Below are 16,859 nucleotides of genomic sequence, written 5' to 3'. Positions count from 1 at the left end.
TCGGAAATAATTCCTAAATCGTAATTTATAGTGTATTAATGTTATTCAAATCGGCAAAAGCCTGTTCTAATCTTTTATTAAATGTTATTTCTCCTTCACGAAGCCATTTTCTTGGGTCATAATGTTTTTTGTTAGGCGAATCAAATCCATCTGGACTACCTATTTGGGTTTTTAGATAATCTATGTTTTTTACCATATAATCACGAATTCCTTCGGTAAAAGCAAATTGTAAATCGGTATCAATATTCATTTTTATAACACCATAACCTATTGCTTCTCTAATTTCTTCTAGAGTTGATCCTGAGCCACCATGAAAAACAAAATCTACAGGATTATGACCTGTATTGAATTTGTTTTGAACATAGTCTTGAGAATTTTTTAGGATTTTAGGTGTCAGTTTTACATTTCCAGGTTTATAAACACCATGAACATTTCCAAAAGAGGCAGCAATAGTAAAACGAGGACTTATTTTAAGTAATTCTTCATAAGCATAGCATACTTCTTCTGGTTGCGTATATAGTTTAGAACTATCTACATCAGAATTGTCTACACCGTCTTCTTCTCCTCCAGTAATTCCTAATTCTATTTCGAGAGTCATTCCCATTTTACTCATTCTAGCCAAATAAGTTTTGCAAATTTCAATATTTTCTTCAATAGGTTCTTCAGATAAGTCTATCATATGGGAAGAATATAATGGCTTTCCTGTTTCTGCAAAATGTTTTTCTGATGCATCTAATAAACCGTCAATCCAAGGCAAAAGTTTTTTAGCACAATGATCTGTGTGTAAAATTACTGTTGCACCATAAGATTCCGATAGAGTATGTATGTGTTTTGCACCAGCAATTGCACCAGCAATTGCAGATTTTTCGTTAGTGTTGGATAATCCTTTTCCAGCATTAAATTGAGCTCCTCCATTTGAAAACTGAATAATTACAGGAGCATTTAGTTTTGCTGCAGTTTCTATTACACAATTTATAGTGTCTGAACCTATTACGTTTACTGCTGGTAATGCAAATCCTTTATGTTTGGCATAATTAAAAATTTCCTGAACTTGATCACCTGTAGCTACACCTGATTTTATATTATGTGTCATTTTTTTAAATTTAAGATTTACAAAATTACTAATTTAACTTTTAGAATGGATAATTTATACCAATATTTGGAACAGCTTTGCTTAAATTTAATTCTTTAAACCATCTTTCGTTTTCGTCTTTTGCTGGATTGTAGGTTTTAAAACCAAAATCTAGCCTAGCTAAAAAGAATTTAAAATCATATCTCAGTCCTAATCCAGTACCTAATGCCAAGTTTTTTAAAGATGAAATTCCTGAAAAAACTTTAGCTTCATCTTGTTCGTTGTCAAAGACATTCCAAATATTACCACAATCTGCAAAAAAAGCACCATTTAGATTTCCAAATATTTTGTATCTAAATTCAGCACTAAACGCAATTTTCATATTTGCTTCATTAAAATCATATGATTCTAGAGAACTTCCAGGACCTAATCCATATGATTGCCATGCACGATTGTCGTTAGAACCTCCTGCAAAATAACTTCTAGAAAAAGGAATAGATTTAGAGTTGCCATATGGAATTGCAATTCCAAAGAAACTTCTCACAGCTACTGTTTTTCCATTTGTTAAATCCCAATTTTTTACAAAATCAAATTCTGCTTTTGCATACTGAGAATATTCTAAACCAAATATACTTCTTGTACCATCACTATTTCTTGGTTGTTTTGAAAGATTTGCCACGAGTGATAATAAATTACCCGCTGCTTCAATTTTACTTCTAAAACTATAAAATTCCTTGTCGAAAAAATCTGTTTTTGAATCTTTTGAATAACTAAAATTACCAGCAAATATCAAGTTATTTTCAGTTAATCTATCTTTTCTCTCTTTAATGCTTTTTATAGTTTTGTAATCTGGATTTGAAGCGGTTAGAAATGGATATGTATTATTTAATGTGTTGTTAATGAATATGTCAGCACTTCCATCCTCAATTCCTAGATTGCTGTCGGCATTAACAATGCCGTAAGTACGAGCTAAATTATTTAGTCTATTATAAGAAGAACCGTAAACATTAAAATAGTTATCAATATTAATATTTTTTATATATTGAAGGTTAACTAAATCAAATTTTGCAGTTACATTTTTTTTGGGTGTCCAATTATAATTTATGGCGGCTGTAAAACTTTCTTTATCTAAACCTATGTTTTTTTGCTTTGCAAATCCTGCACTAATTAGACTAGAAGGAAACATGCTTTTTGGAATAATTCTCTCGGTTTTAAATGGGAGAAATAATCTTGGAAAACTTAATCGCATATCGGCTCCAATTTCTAAGATATCAAAAAATTTATTGTCAGGACTAGATGATCCTTTAGAAGATCCTATATTTCCTCTTAATCCCAATTCTAATATTTCGGCACCTCTAAAAATATTTCGGATAGAAAGTGATGTAACTCCCGAAATTCCTATATCTTGAATATTAGAATGTGTTACATCTAGACTTGGCCTGAGGTTATATTTTGATTTTGAAGTTAAATAGATATTTGTTTTTAGAGTTTGTGTCAGTGTATCTTCTACAAACTGTATACTCGGATAATTAAAAACTTTTAAGTTGCTTAAAGAGCGTAAGGTTAATGTTCTATTGTCATCACTATACAAACTGTCTTTTTGAATAAAAACAGCATCTGTAATAGCTTTAGATCGATATCTTAATTTGTCTGTACTATAAAGATTAAAATTTTTGTAAGTTGCACTATCAGCAATTTTTTTTTGATTTTTGTTATCTAAATCAGTTGTAAAAATGTTAACAGCACCAATTTTATATATTTTATATGGTTTGCTTTTTACTGAATCGCCAAATTTTGTTGCTTGATTGGCAATTGAAAGTTTTACAGGTGCTTTTTTACTAGTAGTGTCAATTACAAAACTAATACTTTGTTGCTGAAAATAGTATGCACCATGATTCCTGAAATTAGATGTAATTCTAGAACGTTCATCATTAAAGTTGTCCAATTTATATTGTTGACCTTGTTTTATAAATGATTTAGATTTAGAAGACATATACAAAGAATCTAATGCTGGAGTTTCAATATCATACGATATAGTATCTAAGAATGTTGGTTTTCCGGTTATTACAGTATAACTTATTTCACCTCGTTTTTTTTCTAAATAATTTATTTTAAACTTCGCTTCAGTATCAAAATAACCATGGTTAAAATAATATGCTTTCAATCGTTTTATAGATCTTTTTGTTTTTAATGTATCTATTATGACAGGAGGTTCGCCAGTTCGTCTCAAAAAACTATGCCAACCAGAATACCAAAAAGACTGTCCTAATCGATCAACTTGTTTTTTTGAAAGCCATTTTGCTTTTCTTTTGTATTTAGCAGGATTGGCTGTGTACTTTGCCTTAAAAATAGAATCAGTATTATTCTTAGCTAAATTATACATGTTTAGCCTAAGTTTATATCCAAGAAGCGATGTATTGGGTTGTTGTACTAGCTGAGAAACAATAACATCTTCAGAGTTTTTCCTCTCGTTTACTAAAATTTCATTTTTAATTAGTAAGTATTTTTCGTCGGGAACTTTTTTTACCACATCGCAGGCAGTAATAAGTACCGAAATTAGAATAAATAATGATATTTTTGTATTAATATTGTTCAAACGATTCCAAAATTTACTTCAAAAATACACTTTTTTATGGTTAGTAAAAACCAAATAAAACTTATAACGAGTTTGGTTCAAAAAAAATACCGAAAACAACATCAATTATTTCTTGCAGAAGGAGTAAAAGTAATTGAGGAATTGTTGCGCTCTAATTTCGAATTAGAGAATTTATATGTAACTAAACCAATGTTTCCTGAGGTTTTAGAGTCAAAAAAAACAATTATTTCCGATTCTGATTTAAAAAAAATAACTGCATTAACTACTGCAAATGATTGTTTGGCAATTTTTAAAATTCCGCAAGAAAATGAAATTGAAAATGAAGGATTGATAGTTGCTCTAGATGATATTCGTGATCCAGGAAATTTAGGAACAATAATAAGATTATGTGATTGGTTTGGAATTTCTCAAATTATATGCTCTGAGCAAACTGTCGATGTTTATAATCCTAAAGTAGTCCAAGCTACAATGGGGTCAGTAGCTAGAGTTAATATTTCTTATGTAGATTTAAAACTTTATTTGGCAAAATCGAAATCACAGATTTTTGGAACTTTTATGGGTGGTGAGAATATTTATAAAAAGCAATTGCCAACTTCTGGAATTATAGTTTTGGGTAATGAAGCTAATGGGATTTCTAAAATAATAGAAGAACAAATAACGCAAAAAATCACCATTCCTCGTTTTGGGAACTTACAACTCACGGAAAGCCTTAATGTTGCAAGTGCTACAGCAATTGTTTTAAGTGAATTTAGGAGAACTTGTTAATGAAAGGCAAAATTTATAAAAATACCTCTAGTTCTAATTTGGTCTATATTTCCTGTCCAAGGACTATTCGGATCTTTATCTGAAATCAACTCGTTTTTCATACCAAAGATTCCTCTAATTGAAGGTGAAAATTTAAAGTATTCAAAATATAAATCTATTCCGAGTCCCATTTCATAATTACTAGTGCTTTTAGTCATTCTGAATCTATTACTCGAATTATCATCTGGTGAATCGGCATTACTAGATAAGTTCATGTCCGACGAAATACCGCCAAGTACATAAGGTCTAACATTTCCAATTCTTTTTGATGAAAACTTAAGTAGTAAAGGAAAATGTATATTAGTCGTTTTTACCTCACGAAGCGCATCAACTTTGTCTGTAATATGAGGAAAATGTAAATTTCGTTGACCATAAGATAAACCTGGTTCGAAACGAAGGTTAATGAATTCGGTAAGACGTAAGTCGGTTATTAAACCCACATTAAATCCTGTTTGACTATCTACGATTATATCTTCGTCATCATATTTTTTATCAATTTTAAAATCATAATTATTAAAACCTAGATAAAAACCAAAATACACCCTTTGTTTATCGAAATTTTCAAGATTTACAAGTGCATTTTTAGCAAACATACTTCTGCTAAATACCTGAGCATTGCTAACAAATGAAGTTATAATTAGTAATATTAATAAGAGTTTTTTACTCATTGTGAATCTTATTTTTTAGAAGCTGAATATATTGTTGCTACTCCAAACGTTTGAGGTAGATGCTTTATTTCTATAAACCCAATTTTTTGTAAAATATTGTTTAGTTTTTCGCCATAAGGAAAAATAGAAGCAGAATCTGATAAATATTGGTAAGCTACTTTGTCTTTAGAAAACATTTTACCAATAATAGGTAAAATATTTTTAGTATAAAAACGATAACCTTGCTTAAAAGGAAATTTCTCAGGAACCGATGTTTCTAAAATAACGAAAATGCCATTTGGTTTTAGTACACGCAATATTTCGGTTAGACCTTTTTCCAGATTTTCAAAATTTCTAATGCCAAAAGCAACAGTTACAGCATCGAAAGCATTGTCATCAAAAGGCATTTTTTCTGAATCTCCAAGAATCATTTCTATTTTGTTAGATAAATTTCTGTCTGCTATTTTTTGTTTTCCCACCTCGAGCATTCCTGCCGAGATGTCTAAACCTATAATTTTTTTAGCATCCGTATTAGATAATAATATAGCTAAGTCACCTGTTCCAGTAGCAATATCGAGAATGCTGTTAGGATTTTTAGCAGCAATCATTTTCAGGATTTTTTTGCGCCATTTTACATCAACACCAAAAGAGATAACTCTATTCAGATTGTCATATTTTGATGAAATGGTATCGAACATTTTTGCGACCTGTTCTTTTTTCCCAAGTTCAGAGTCTTTGTATGGTTTTGTGCTAATAGACATAAAAAATATTTCAGCAAATATAAAACTAAATTCCGAATGTTTAGAAAATGGTAAGTCATCGGTAAATTAAACTTCTTAGTCGCCTTTCTAACTAAAATTGGTTACATGTAAAAATACCAAATATCTGGTATTGTGAGGTTTTAAGTGTTTTTTTAAATTTATAATCTAATAAAGTTCTTTTGATGGTTGTTATCTAATGATCTTAGATTAATATAATGAATTGCACAATTTGTTATATTTCTTCATTCAGAGTCGACAATTGATTCTTTTTCAATTGATTTTAAAGTGCACAAACGTTCTTTGGTTAAATTTGTTTTTGGAAATTTTAGTTTCATACTTTCTTAGTGGTATTTGGAAGTGAAACTTTAGATATTTTTCTCCTCTTTTTATTGGCTTATATAACTTTGGTTAAACAATAAAAAGCAAAATAGATTTTGACTGTCGAATTAGATTTTTATCAAAATTATTTATTAGGGCAAAAGACACTTCATTTTTGAAGTGTTTTTTTTGTGACTAAACTATTTTATAAGTTTCAAAAGCAAAAGAATAATCATGTTTCTCGTCTTTATCATGAAATTGGGAAGAGACTAATTCCCATTTTGTTAAATCTATTGTTGGGAAAAAAGCATCAGCGTCAAAAGTATTATGCACACGAGTTAGTTCTATACAATCAGCCATATTTATAGATTGTTTGTAAATCTCTCCGCCACCAATAATAAAAATAGTTTCATTTTCAGGGCAAATAGCTATAGCGTTTTCGATAGAATCGACCACAAAACAGCCTTCAGGAACATTGTAGTTTTTGTTTCGAGTAATTATAACGTGTGTTCTATTGGGTAATGGTTTTGGGAAACTTTCAAAAGTTTTTCTTCCCATTACAATATAATGACCTGAAGTTATAGCTTTAAATCTTTTGAAATCATCGGGCAAGTGCCAAATTATTTGATTGTCTTTTCCTAATTCGTTGTTCTCGCCAGCAGCTGCAATAATTGTAATCATTAATTATTATTTTGGTCTAAATCTTTTTGTAGTTGCTCTATTTTTCGTTCTTGTTTTGCAATAAGTTTGTCAATTTGTGTACGTTCCCAATTTTTGTTCATAAAACTATCAGTAATAAAAACCCGAATAAAATGTAATACAAATAAGAAGCTTAAAATGGTAATTACCCACAAAAACCAATGTGTTTCTGGGTAAACACCTAATAATTTATTAATAATTATAGAAAATATACTTAGCAATACAAAAAAAACAAAATGATAATACAGTCGTTTTTTTTGCACCAAACGTTGTCTAGCATATTCGTATTGTTCGTGTTGGTTGGTATCCATAAATGTTGTTTTACGGATTTAAAGGTAAGATTTTTTTTGGAATTTAATATAGATTTATTTCTTGTCTACTTGTCTGAAAAGTTTTATTTTAATAAAATCCCAAATTCTTTTGCGGTTTGATAAGTCGAATGATAGCCTTTGTTTACTGCAAAATTTCTCATGCTTCCTCCTTCGTCGTCTTTATCTCCTGGTTTTATCATTAATTGATGACCTAAATTTGCTACCTCGTACAAAAATATTTTTGGTTTCCCTAAAGAATCATTATATGTCATTCTCGTTATATCATTAATTCCCAAATAAAAATATTCTGTATTATCAGGAATTGAATCAATATTATTAATGCCAGCCCATTGATTTACTAATGACAAGGCATTTTTTGGATTTACAATTTTATCGTTCAATCCTTGATATATCAATAAGATAGGAAATGGGCCAGTAAAATTTGGGTTTTGTTCTTTGATATTATTAATTAATTTTTTCTGATCAACATCATCTTTACTAGACATTGCTTGAATAGCGGCAAAAGGATTTGTTGCTATTTTATAAGCTCCTCCAGCAAATATGGCAGCACTTTGAAATAATTCTGGATGCGTTGCAATCATAGCCACACTCATGAAGCCTCCAGCAGAAAGGCCTGTTATGTATATGCGATTACTGTCTATATTGTATTGTTTTTTTGCAAAAGCAATCATCTCATAAATAGATTCACACTCTCCTTTGTTTTTTTCAATATCATTGTTTCTAAACCAGTTAAAACATAATGAAGGATTGTTTAATATCTTTTGTTGCGGATATAAAACAACAAAATTATTTAAATCGGCTAATTTATTCCAGCCAGTTAATTCGGAAACATTTTTTGCATTCTGGCTACAGCCATGAAGCACAATAACTAAAGGAGGTTTTATTGAATCTTTGATGATGTTGTTGTGAATAAACATTTTAAGATTTCCTGGATTTTCTCCAAAATGTTCAATCTCAATTAAGCTTTGACTATAGATATTATTTAAAAATAGTATTAAAAATAAAAGAAGATAAGATTGTTTCATAGCTTTAGGATTTAGTTGTTTAAACTGCAACTGCTCCTTTTATATGTGCATGTGCTTCGTAACCCTCAAGCGTAAAATCATCAAATTTAAAATCGAAAATATTTTTTACTTCAGGATTCAAAATCATTTTAGGTAATGGTTTCGGCTCACGTGATAATTGTAATTCGACTTGTTCGAAATGATTGTTATAAATGTGTGCGTCTCCAAAAGTGTGAATGAATTCCCCTACTTGTAAATCGCAAACTTGAGCAATCATCATTGTAAATAGGGCATAAGAAGCAATATTAAAAGGAACTCCTAAGAAAATATCGGCACTACGCTGATACAACTGACAAGATAATTTCCCTTCTGAAACATAAAACTGAAAAAAAGCATGACAAGGTGGTAAAGCTACTTTTCCGTTGGCAACATTTTCTGCAAATGATTTTGTAGTATCTGGCAAAACCGAAGGATTCCAAGCAGAAACGAGCATTCTACGACTATTTGGATTTGTTTTTAAGGTTTCAATTAGCTCTGTGATTTGGTCAATTTCTTCGCTATTCCAATTGCGCCATTGGTGTCCGTAAACGGGTCCTAATTCGCCATTTTCATTAGCCCAATCATCCCAAATTTTTACTCCGTTTTCTTGAAGATAAGCAATGTTGGTTTCTCCTTTTAGGAACCAAAGCAATTCATGAATAATAGATTTTAAATGCAGCTTTTTGGTTGTAACCATAGGAAAACCTTCGGCAAGATCGAAACGCATCTGGTAACCAAAAACACTTTTTGTTCCAGTTCCTGTTCTATCTCCTTTTTGTGTTCCGTTTTCTAGAACGTGTTTTACTAAATCTAGATATTGCTTCATTTTTTGATTATTCGGTTATTCGGTTATTTGTTTAATCGGTTCGCAAAGCGGTTAAACGATTAAACAAATTCACGATTAAACTATTACAGTTCTCTTTTCGAGATTTCGTCTCTTATTTTGGCTGCTTTTTCGTAATCTTCATCATTTACTGCAGTTTCTAACATTTCATGAAGTTCGGATAAGCTGTGTTTTGCAAACAAATTCTTACTATCGTTACTTTCTTCTTCCAAAAATGGTTCTGTCGACGAAAGAACGCTATCTAAATCATGTTCTGGATTTTCTGAATCTGGATTTATTTTTAGAAAAATACCCGCTTTGTCTAATATGTTTTTGTAAGTAAAAATGGGAGCATTAAAACGCAATGCTAAAGCAATCGCATCAGAAGTTCTCGCATCGATAATTTCTTCAATTTTGTCACGTTCGCAAATCATACTGGAATAAAAAACACCATCTACTAATTTATGAATAATAACTTGTTTGATTACGATGTCAAATCTATCGGCAAAGGTTTTAAATAAATCGTGAGTGAGTGGGCGAGGTGGTTTTATTTCTTTTTCCAAAGCAATCGCGATTGATTGTGCTTCGAAAGCGCCAATTACGATTGGTAATTTTCGATCGCCATCTACTTCATTCAAAATAAGTGCATAAGCACCATTTTGTGTCTGACTGTATGATATTCCTTTTATTGTTAGTTTTACTAAACTCATTTTTGGATTTTAGATTTGCTTCGCCAACTCGCTGCCGCTTGGATCTGATTTTAGATTTTTAAAATCAAAAGCTATTATTTATAAAGACTTATTAAAAAGCCTAAATTTTGTATTGCAAAGTAACAAAAAACTTTTGCTTCTAAAAAGAAAAAACTATCTAATAAAATAATTAGATAGTTTTTGTGGATTGTAATTTTCTAATTGAAAACTAGCTATTTTGTGCTTTAAAAGCTTTTAATTTTTCGGTTAATCTTGGTAAAATATCGAAAGCATCACCTACGATCCCATAATCAGCAACTTTGAAGAAAGGCGCATCTGCATCAGAATTAATAACTACTTTTACTTTTGATGAATTGATTCCTGCAATGTGCTGAATAGCTCCAGAAATTCCTACAGCAATATATAAATTAGTTGCTACGGGTTTTCCAGTTTGTCCTACGTGTTCACTATGAGGTCTCCACCCTAAGTCAGAAACTGGTTTAGAACAAGCAGTCGCAGCACCAAGAACAGCTGCTAAATCTTCGATTAATCCCCAATTTTCTGGACCTTTCATTCCACGACCACCTGAAACCACAACGTCAGCATCAGCAATGGTTACTTTCCCTGAACCTTTTTCTACTGATTCTACTTTGACACCAAAATCGGCATCAGAAATACTTGGAGCGAAATCTTCGGCAGTTGCTGAACCAGAATTTTCAAAAATTCCATAAGAGTTTTTACTTAAACACAATACTTTTATGTCTGTATTTATTTCAGTAATATTGAATGCTTTGTTAGAGAAAGCAGTTCTTTTTACTTGAAAAGGAGACATGCTTACTGGTAATCCTGTAACATTTGAAGCAAAACCTGCATCAAGTGATACCGATACTAATGGAGCAAGATACAAACTATCTGTCGATGAAGATAATAAAACTAATTTTGCATTTTCTTTTTGAGCAGCTTGTTTGATAGCATCAGCATAAGCTTTTGCTGTAAAATTAGCCAACTTGTCATTGGTAATTTTTAATACTTTATTTACTCCGTATTTTCCAAGTTCTGAAACATCATTCATGTTTACAGTTATAGCTGTAACAGTTTGTCCTGTTGTTTCTGCGATTTTTTTAGCATAAGAAACTAACTCGAAAGCTACTTTTTTAAATTTTCCTTCTGCAGATTCTGCGTATATTAATATTGACATAATTTTTTATTTAAGTCATAAGTTTTAAAGTCATAAGTCTTAAAGAAAAGTTGTTATTTCTTTCTACTTTTGACATTCTACTTTTGACGGTTAGATTACTTTCGCTTCGTTGTGTAATAAGTTGATTAATTCATCTAAATTGTCAGGACTTATTAATTTTACCGCCGATTTTGCTGCTGGCTTTTCAAATTTAATTGCTTTAGTTTCTGACGCTGCGCTAATAGGCTCAAGAATTGTTAATGCTTTAGTTCTTGCAGTCATAATTCCTCTCATGTTTGGAATACGTAAATCTTTTTCTTCTACCAGCCCTTTTTGACCGCCAACTATTAATGGTAAAGTGGTTGAAACGATTTCTTTTCCACCGTCAATTTCACGAGATGCTTTTGCAGTAGTTCCATCGATATTTAATTCTGTACAAGAATTTACAAAATTCATACCTAATATTCCAGCAATCATACCAGGAACCATTCCGCCATTGTAATCTAATGATTCTTTACCAGCAATAACAAGGTCATAACCTCCAGTTTTTATTACTTCTGCTAGTTGTTTTGCTACAAAAAAACCATCGGTTGGATTTGCATTAATACGAATCGCTTCGTTAGCACCAATAGCCAATGCTTTTCTTAGAGTAGGCTCAGTATCTGGACCTCCAACATTTACAACAGTTACGTTTGCACCCTGTTGTTCTTGGAACCAGATGGCTCTTGTTAAACCAAATTCGTCATTTGGGTTAATTACAAATTGTACACCATTGGTATCGAATTCTGAATCACCATTGGTAAAATTAATTTTTGAAGTAGTATCAGGAACGTGGCTGATGCAAACTAATATTTTCATATGCTGTGTCTTAAATTGAAACACAAAAATATGATATTATTTTAAATAATATACTATGCGCGCATAATATTTTTTTAAAACTATTTCGTTTTCGAAATGATTATTTTAATAAATTGAAGTATCAATAGATAATTATGCTTTTATATGATTTTTAATTTTTACTTTTGCTGTTCAATTTTACAGATATACATAAAAAATATATGAGAACGATACAATTTAGAGAAGCCATTTGTGAAGCGATGAGTGAAGAAATGCGTCGCGACGAATCAGTTTACTTAATGGGAGAAGAAGTTGCCGAATATAACGGTGCTTACAAAGCTTCAAAAGGAATGTTAGACGAATTTGGAGCAAAAAGAGTTATCGATACACCAATTGCAGAACTTGGTTTTGCTGGTATTGCAGTAGGATCTGCGATGAATGGTTGTCGTCCTATTGTCGAGTATATGACTTTCAATTTTTCGTTAGTAGGTATCGATCAGATCATCAATAACGCAGCAAAAATGCGTCAAATGAGTGCGGGACAATTTCCTATGCCAATGGTTTTTCGTGGACCAACTGCTTCGGCAGGACAATTGGGAGCAACACATTCACAAGCTTTCGAAAACTGGTTTGCTAATACTCCGGGACTAAAAGTTGTTGTACCGAGTACTGTTTATGATGCAAAAGGGTTACTAAAAGCAGCTATTCGCGATAATGATCCAGTTATTTTTATGGAATCAGAGCAAATGTACGGAGACAAGGGAGAAGTACCGGAAGGAGATTATATTATTCCACTTGGTGTTGCTGATATAAAAAGAGCAGGAACTGATGTTACTATCGTTTCTTTTGGAAAAATCATCAAGGAAGCTCATATTGCTGCCGACGAATTAGAAAAAGAAGGTATTTCATGCGAAATTATCGATCTACGAACTGTTCGCCCAATGGATTATGAAACTATTTTAACTTCTGTTAAAAAAACAAATAGATTAGTAGTTTTAGAAGAGGCTTGGCCTTTTGCTTCTGTAGCTTCAGAGATTACTTATATTGTACAAGAACGCGCTTTCGATTTTCTTGATGCGCCAATACAAAGAATCACAACAGCTGATACACCTGCGCCATATTCGCCAACTTTGTTAAAAGAATGGTTGCCTAATGCGCAAGATGTTGTAAAAGCAGTTAAAAAAGTAATGTATAAATAATTGACAATTATTATTTGTTAATTGTCAATTAATAAAATAACTATATTTGAAACTTCATCAGTTAATGATGAAGTTTTTTATTTACGATGTTTATGAAATATTTATGATGATTAAATCACGAATTAAAACGAGGATTTCCTCATAAATATACCATATTCAATAAAAAACAAATATTATCTACTTATGAAAAAAATATTTATAATCTTCTTTTTTTTACTTTCAATAAGTAATATAGCGCAAACTAAAGTAAGTGGAGTTATATATGATGACATGAACGGAACAGTTCCTTATGCAAATGTATGTTTTAAAGGAACTAGAGAATGTGTAACATCTGACGAAAATGGAAGGTTTTATTTAGAATCTGAATCTGATAGAAAAATTTTAATGGTTTCTTATGTGGGTTTTGAAGCCAAAGAAGTTATTCTTACAAAAGCAGTAAATTATAATATGAAAATTTCTTTTGCAGCAGCAAATACGCTAGAAGAAGTTAAAATATTTTCAGGAAAAACATCTAAAAAAAATAATCCAGCGCTTGATATTCTTAGAAAGATATGGGAACGCAAACGTAAAAATGGTTTGCATCAGTTCAATCAATATCAGATGAATAAATATGAGAAAGTAGAGTTTGATATGAACACTATCGATTCTGCTTTTATGAAAAATAGAGTTTTCAAAGGATTAGAATTTATTTTTAAACAAGTAGATACATCAAAAATTACAGGAAAAACATATTTGCCAATTTTTATAAATGAGTCATTATCTGAAGTTTATGGAGACAACACAACAGGAAAGACAAAAGAGATTCTTAAAGCAAACAAAAATTCAGGAATTGGGGAAGGAAATGGAGTTGATACATTTATAAAAGATTTGTACTCAGAATATGATATTTATAACAATTACCTTAATTTCTTCGATAAAAACTTTGTTAGTCCATTATCTAAAACGGGAATTAACACTTATAATTATGTTTTAAGCGATAGTACATTTATAGATAAAAAATGGTGTTATAACATTGTTTTTTATCCACGCAGAAAAAATGAACTGACTTTTAAAGGAGATTTTTGGGTAAATGACACCACGTTTGCTATTAAGAAAATAAACCTTACAGCTTCAAAAAGTGCAAACATAAACTGGGTAAAAGATATTTATATAGAACAAGAATTTGATGTGCTAAACGATTCTGTTTTTCTTTTAAAACGAGATCACATGATGTCAGATTTTGCATTAAACAAAAAAGAAAAATCGAAAGGAGTTTACGGAAAAAGAACAACTCTATATAGTGATCATAAATTTAATGAAGTAAAACCAGATAAATTTTACAAAGAAGATGTAAATAATTATGATCAAACAGTTTATAAGAAATCTGATGAGTTTTGGCAAGAAAATCGTGGAGAATCACTAAACAAAGATGAAGCTGGAGTTTATAAAATGCTCGACACGCTAAAAACAGTCAAAAAATTCAAACAATTATATAATATTGTTTCTATACTTGGAAGTGGCTATATAAACAAAGGATTTATAGATTATGGTCCAATTTTTTCAATATTTGGGTATAATGATGTTGAAGGACAAAGACTAAGAGTAGGGGGAAGAACCTATTTTGGTACAAATGATCCTTGGCGTATACAGGCTTATACAGCATACGGATTTAAAGACAATAAATTTAAGTACGGTATTTCAGGAAAATGGATGATTGACAAGAAAAATCGAATCATACTTTCTGGAGGAAATCGTCGTGATGTAGAGCAAATAGGTGTAAGTTTAACCACTTCAAACGATGTGCTAGGTCGAAGTTTTGCATCTTCTTCATTTTTTGCAAGTGGAGATAATAGTAAATTAACAAATGTAAATTTAAGCTCCTTTTCAGCAGAAATAGAACCTGTAAAAGATTTAATTTTTCAAACAGGATTTTCATATAGAACCCTGCAATCCGCATCTTCAACCTTTAGTTTAGATTATTACACAGACTTGCCAAGTGCTACTAATCCAAATGGAACAATAAAAGCTGATGTAAAACAAGCCGAAACAACAATAGGAATAGATTTTACACCCAATAGGAAAACAGTAGGTTACGGCGTCGAACGATTAGAAGTAGATAATAATTATTCTCGAGTATTTGTAAACTATAGCCAAGGTTTTAAAGGTATTTTTAATAGCGATTTCGAGTACCAAAAACTGCAATTATATTACCGTCAACCTATATATATGGGCGGAATGGGACGATTATTTTCAACGTTCGAAGTAGGAAAAGTATTTGGTACAGTGCCATTAGGATTGCTTGCCGTAGTTCCAGGAAATCAGTCTTATTTTGTGATAGACAACACTTATAATTTGATGAATTATTACGAATTCGTAACAGATCAGTATGCTTCATTGCATTTAGAACAACATTTCAATGGGCGAATTTTCTCCAGAATTCCATTTATGAAAAAATTAAATTGGAGAGAAATTGTAGGTGTAAAAGCAGTTTACGGAAACGTTTCCGAACAGAATAGAGCCATAAATGCTTCTGGATTAAATTATCAAGCACCAACAAATGGCTACTGGGAATATCATGCGGGAATAGGAAATATTTTCAAAGTATTTCGTATAGATTTTGCATGGCGAGGCAGTTATTTAGAACTTCCTGAGGCCAAAAGATTTACTGTAAAAGGTTCGTTCGGTTTTTATTTTTAGGAGCTTTTTCCAGCTTTGCACTACAAACGAAGTTCACGGAACTCCAATTAAAATAAACATTAAGTGAATAATCTTTATTTTTTTAAAGGAAAAAAATAAAGGATTTTCATTTCAATCTGGGCTAGAATCAACAGGATGATTCAAAAGGAACATTGTTCAAAATTTAAAATTCGTTGTCTAAATTTTAAAAATATTGAATTTAAAACAACGAATTTTGAATAATAAACGTTGAAATAAATCATGCAACAAGCTATCAATTATCTATCGGAAAAAGATACAATTTTCAAAACCATAATCGACCAATACGGAATTCCAGTAATTCCTTCACGACCACAAGGTTTTGAGACTTTATCATTGCTAATTCTCGAGCAACAAGTTTCTATCGACTCTGCAAAAGCGACTTATTTAAAATTAAAAAATAAAGTTCAAGATTTTAAGCCTCAAAACCTATTGTCATTTTGCGACGAAGAATATAGAGAATGTGGTGTAAGTCGACAAAAAACTAAATACATCAAATGCCTCTCGGAGGCTATTCTAGGCAAACAAGTTATTTTAGAAAGTTTACCTAACAAAACGGCGCAAGAAGTCCGAAAAGAACTGATTAAAATAAAAGGAATAGGCAACTGGACAATCGATGTGTATTTAATGTTCAGCTTGCAAGAAAAAGATATTATTCCACTAGGAGATGTTGCTGTTGTAAATACAATTAAAGAATTATTTCAGATTCAGGATAAACAAGAAATGGAAATTTATACGCAAAAGTGGTCGCCATATCGTTCTATGGCAACATTTTTATTATGGCATCATTATTTGCAAAAACGAAATCGAAAAATTACTTATCAGTATTAAAATAGATTTATTGTAGGTTACATTCTACTTAATAGAATGTAACCTTACTACTTTATTTAGGTTATTAAATGTGTAAATTATGTTGTCGTTATTTTTTATTTACTAAAAAATTTCGAATCTAGACTGTATTTTCCAACACCAGTAAAAAGCAATCCTAAGTAAATTGTAAAATAAACAAAAGCAGGATTAAATTCCATTCCGTTTTGTCCCTGATTTATAATAGACATTGGGAAAACTACCAAGAAAATGTAACCCATACAAAACATTAAAACAAAAAGGCTAAAACGAGAAAACAACCCGAGTATTAGAAATAAACTACAAACTAATTCGGCAAAAA

General features: G+C 31.0%; 15 protein-coding genes and 1 pseudogene. 4 read left to right on the top strand and 12 right to left on the bottom strand.

Translation table 11 applies throughout. The annotated features are described in order from the left end of the window. Positions 1 to 25: 25 nt before the first annotated feature. Together fbaA and ACKVOV_RS01700 are read right to left on the bottom strand one after the other, a co-directional pair. On the bottom strand, positions 26 to 1,093 hold the full coding sequence (gene fbaA, locus ACKVOV_RS01705; RefSeq protein ID WP_409205050.1) for a class II fructose-bisphosphate aldolase: 1,068 nt from the start codon (positions 1,091 to 1,093) through the stop codon (positions 26 to 28). 40 nt (positions 1,094 to 1,133) lie between these two features. Beyond that, complete coding sequence (locus tag ACKVOV_RS01700) at positions 1,134 to 3,668, bottom strand: BamA/TamA family outer membrane protein (RefSeq protein WP_409205049.1); 2,535 nt, start codon at positions 3,666 to 3,668, stop codon at positions 1,134 to 1,136. A 36-nt stretch (positions 3,669 to 3,704) separates the two neighbouring features. Here ACKVOV_RS01700 and ACKVOV_RS01695 point away from each other — a divergent pair, with 36 nt between their 5' ends. Then, the gene (locus tag ACKVOV_RS01695) at positions 3,705 to 4,433 is read left to right on the top strand and encodes a TrmH family RNA methyltransferase (RefSeq protein WP_409205048.1); all 729 of its coding nucleotides are present in this window, start codon (positions 3,705 to 3,707) and stop codon (positions 4,431 to 4,433) included. Here ACKVOV_RS01695 and ACKVOV_RS01690 read toward each other — a convergent pair. The 9 genes from ACKVOV_RS01690 to ACKVOV_RS01650 all read right to left on the bottom strand — a co-directional run bounded on the left by ACKVOV_RS01690 (position 4,430) and on the right by ACKVOV_RS01650 (position 11,819). After that, positions 4,430 to 5,140 carry a porin family protein gene (locus ACKVOV_RS01690; protein WP_409205047.1) on the bottom strand — a complete coding sequence of 237 codons (711 nt, stop codon included), beginning with the start codon at positions 5,138 to 5,140 and terminating at the stop codon, positions 4,430 to 4,432. The genes ACKVOV_RS01695 and ACKVOV_RS01690 overlap by 4 nt on opposite strands. A gap of 8 nt (positions 5,141 to 5,148) precedes the next feature. Beyond that, positions 5,149 to 5,880: a bifunctional demethylmenaquinone methyltransferase/2-methoxy-6-polyprenyl-1,4-benzoquinol methylase UbiE gene (gene ubiE, locus ACKVOV_RS01685; protein ID WP_409205046.1), complete on the bottom strand. Its 732-nt coding sequence runs from the start codon at positions 5,878 to 5,880 to the stop codon at positions 5,149 to 5,151. 513 nt (positions 5,881 to 6,393) lie between these two features. After that, on the bottom strand, positions 6,394 to 6,879 hold the full coding sequence (locus ACKVOV_RS01680) for a dihydrofolate reductase (RefSeq protein WP_409205045.1): 486 nt from the start codon (positions 6,877 to 6,879) through the stop codon (positions 6,394 to 6,396). Continuing rightward, positions 6,879 to 7,208, bottom strand: coding sequence for a 2TM domain-containing protein (locus ACKVOV_RS01675; protein ID WP_409205044.1), 330 nt, complete (start codon positions 7,206 to 7,208; stop codon positions 6,879 to 6,881). The genes ACKVOV_RS01680 and ACKVOV_RS01675 overlap by 1 nt, the downstream gene beginning before the upstream one ends. Positions 7,209 to 7,291: 83 nt before the next feature. Then, entirely contained in the window at positions 7,292 to 8,254 is a 963-nt protein-coding gene (locus ACKVOV_RS01670; RefSeq protein WP_409205043.1) for an alpha/beta hydrolase family esterase, read from the bottom strand. A 19-nt stretch (positions 8,255 to 8,273) separates the two neighbouring features. Continuing rightward, the gene (locus ACKVOV_RS01665) at positions 8,274 to 9,098 is read right to left on the bottom strand and encodes a thymidylate synthase (protein ID WP_409205042.1); all 825 of its coding nucleotides are present in this window, start codon (positions 9,096 to 9,098) and stop codon (positions 8,274 to 8,276) included. A gap of 83 nt (positions 9,099 to 9,181) precedes the next feature. Beyond that, positions 9,182 to 9,805 carry a bifunctional nuclease domain-containing protein gene (locus ACKVOV_RS01660; protein ID WP_409205041.1) on the bottom strand — a complete coding sequence of 208 codons (624 nt, stop codon included), beginning with the start codon at positions 9,803 to 9,805 and terminating at the stop codon, positions 9,182 to 9,184. A 208-nt stretch (positions 9,806 to 10,013) separates the two neighbouring features. Further along, positions 10,014 to 10,982 carry an electron transfer flavoprotein subunit alpha/FixB family protein gene (locus ACKVOV_RS01655; protein ID WP_409205040.1) on the bottom strand — a complete coding sequence of 323 codons (969 nt, stop codon included), beginning with the start codon at positions 10,980 to 10,982 and terminating at the stop codon, positions 10,014 to 10,016. Between the two features lie 90 nt (positions 10,983 to 11,072). After that, positions 11,073 to 11,819 (bottom strand): electron transfer flavoprotein subunit beta/FixA family protein, encoded by a 747-nt coding sequence (locus tag ACKVOV_RS01650; RefSeq protein ID WP_409205039.1) that lies wholly within the window; start codon positions 11,817 to 11,819, stop codon positions 11,073 to 11,075. A 200-nt stretch (positions 11,820 to 12,019) separates the two neighbouring features. On the opposite strand from ACKVOV_RS01650, the gene ACKVOV_RS01645 reads away from it, so the two are divergent. The 3 genes from ACKVOV_RS01645 (at position 12,020) to ACKVOV_RS01635 (ending at position 16,522) form a co-directional block, all read left to right on the top strand. Beyond that, positions 12,020 to 12,997, top strand: a complete 978-nt coding sequence (locus ACKVOV_RS01645; protein ID WP_409205038.1) for a pyruvate dehydrogenase complex E1 component subunit beta — start codon at positions 12,020 to 12,022, stop codon at positions 12,995 to 12,997. A gap of 183 nt (positions 12,998 to 13,180) precedes the next feature. Then, positions 13,181 to 15,673: a DUF5686 family protein gene (locus ACKVOV_RS01640; RefSeq protein ID WP_409205037.1), complete on the top strand. Its 2,493-nt coding sequence runs from the start codon at positions 13,181 to 13,183 to the stop codon at positions 15,671 to 15,673. A gap of 240 nt (positions 15,674 to 15,913) precedes the next feature. Beyond that, positions 15,914 to 16,522: a DNA-3-methyladenine glycosylase family protein gene (locus tag ACKVOV_RS01635; protein WP_409205036.1), complete on the top strand. Its 609-nt coding sequence runs from the start codon at positions 15,914 to 15,916 to the stop codon at positions 16,520 to 16,522. Positions 16,523 to 16,617: 95 nt separating this feature from the next. Here ACKVOV_RS01635 and ACKVOV_RS01630 read toward each other — a convergent pair. After that, positions 16,618 to 16,859: pseudogene (locus ACKVOV_RS01630) on the bottom strand (DoxX family protein); the annotation flags it as partial.

The sequence above is a fragment of the Flavobacterium sp. genome, assembly GCF_046153165.1.
Lineage (GTDB): Bacteria > Bacteroidota > Bacteroidia > Flavobacteriales > Flavobacteriaceae > Flavobacterium.
The sequence above is the reverse complement of the archived record's forward strand: the minus strand, read 5'-3'. Positions and strand labels throughout refer to the sequence as shown.

What these genes read in the sequence shown, in the direction of transcription:
- fbaA (WP_409205050.1), bottom strand. Translation starts at nt 1,093, where the DNA reads ATGACACATAATATAAAATCAGGTGTAGCTACAGGTGATCAAGTTCAG.
- ACKVOV_RS01695 (WP_409205048.1), top strand. Translation starts at nt 3,705, where the DNA reads ATGGTTAGTAAAAACCAAATAAAACTTATAACGAGTTTGGTTCAAAAA.
- ACKVOV_RS01690 (WP_409205047.1), bottom strand. Translation starts at nt 5,140, where the DNA reads ATGAGTAAAAAACTCTTATTAATATTACTAATTATAACTTCATTTGTT.
- ubiE (WP_409205046.1), bottom strand. Translation starts at nt 5,880, where the DNA reads ATGTCTATTAGCACAAAACCATACAAAGACTCTGAACTTGGGAAAAAA.
- ACKVOV_RS01680 (WP_409205045.1), bottom strand. Translation starts at nt 6,879, where the DNA reads ATGATTACAATTATTGCAGCTGCTGGCGAGAACAACGAATTAGGAAAA.
- ACKVOV_RS01675 (WP_409205044.1), bottom strand. Translation starts at nt 7,208, where the DNA reads ATGGATACCAACCAACACGAACAATACGAATATGCTAGACAACGTTTG.
- ACKVOV_RS01670 (WP_409205043.1), bottom strand. Translation starts at nt 8,254, where the DNA reads ATGAAACAATCTTATCTTCTTTTATTTTTAATACTATTTTTAAATAAT.
- ACKVOV_RS01665 (WP_409205042.1), bottom strand. Translation starts at nt 9,098, where the DNA reads ATGAAGCAATATCTAGATTTAGTAAAACACGTTCTAGAAAACGGAACA.
- ACKVOV_RS01660 (WP_409205041.1), bottom strand. Translation starts at nt 9,805, where the DNA reads ATGAGTTTAGTAAAACTAACAATAAAAGGAATATCATACAGTCAGACA.
- ACKVOV_RS01655 (WP_409205040.1), bottom strand. Translation starts at nt 10,982, where the DNA reads ATGTCAATATTAATATACGCAGAATCTGCAGAAGGAAAATTTAAAAAA.
- ACKVOV_RS01650 (WP_409205039.1), bottom strand. Translation starts at nt 11,819, where the DNA reads ATGAAAATATTAGTTTGCATCAGCCACGTTCCTGATACTACTTCAAAA.
- ACKVOV_RS01645 (WP_409205038.1), top strand. Translation starts at nt 12,020, where the DNA reads ATGAGAACGATACAATTTAGAGAAGCCATTTGTGAAGCGATGAGTGAA.
- ACKVOV_RS01640 (WP_409205037.1), top strand. Translation starts at nt 13,181, where the DNA reads ATGAAAAAAATATTTATAATCTTCTTTTTTTTACTTTCAATAAGTAAT.
- ACKVOV_RS01635 (WP_409205036.1), top strand. Translation starts at nt 15,914, where the DNA reads ATGCAACAAGCTATCAATTATCTATCGGAAAAAGATACAATTTTCAAA.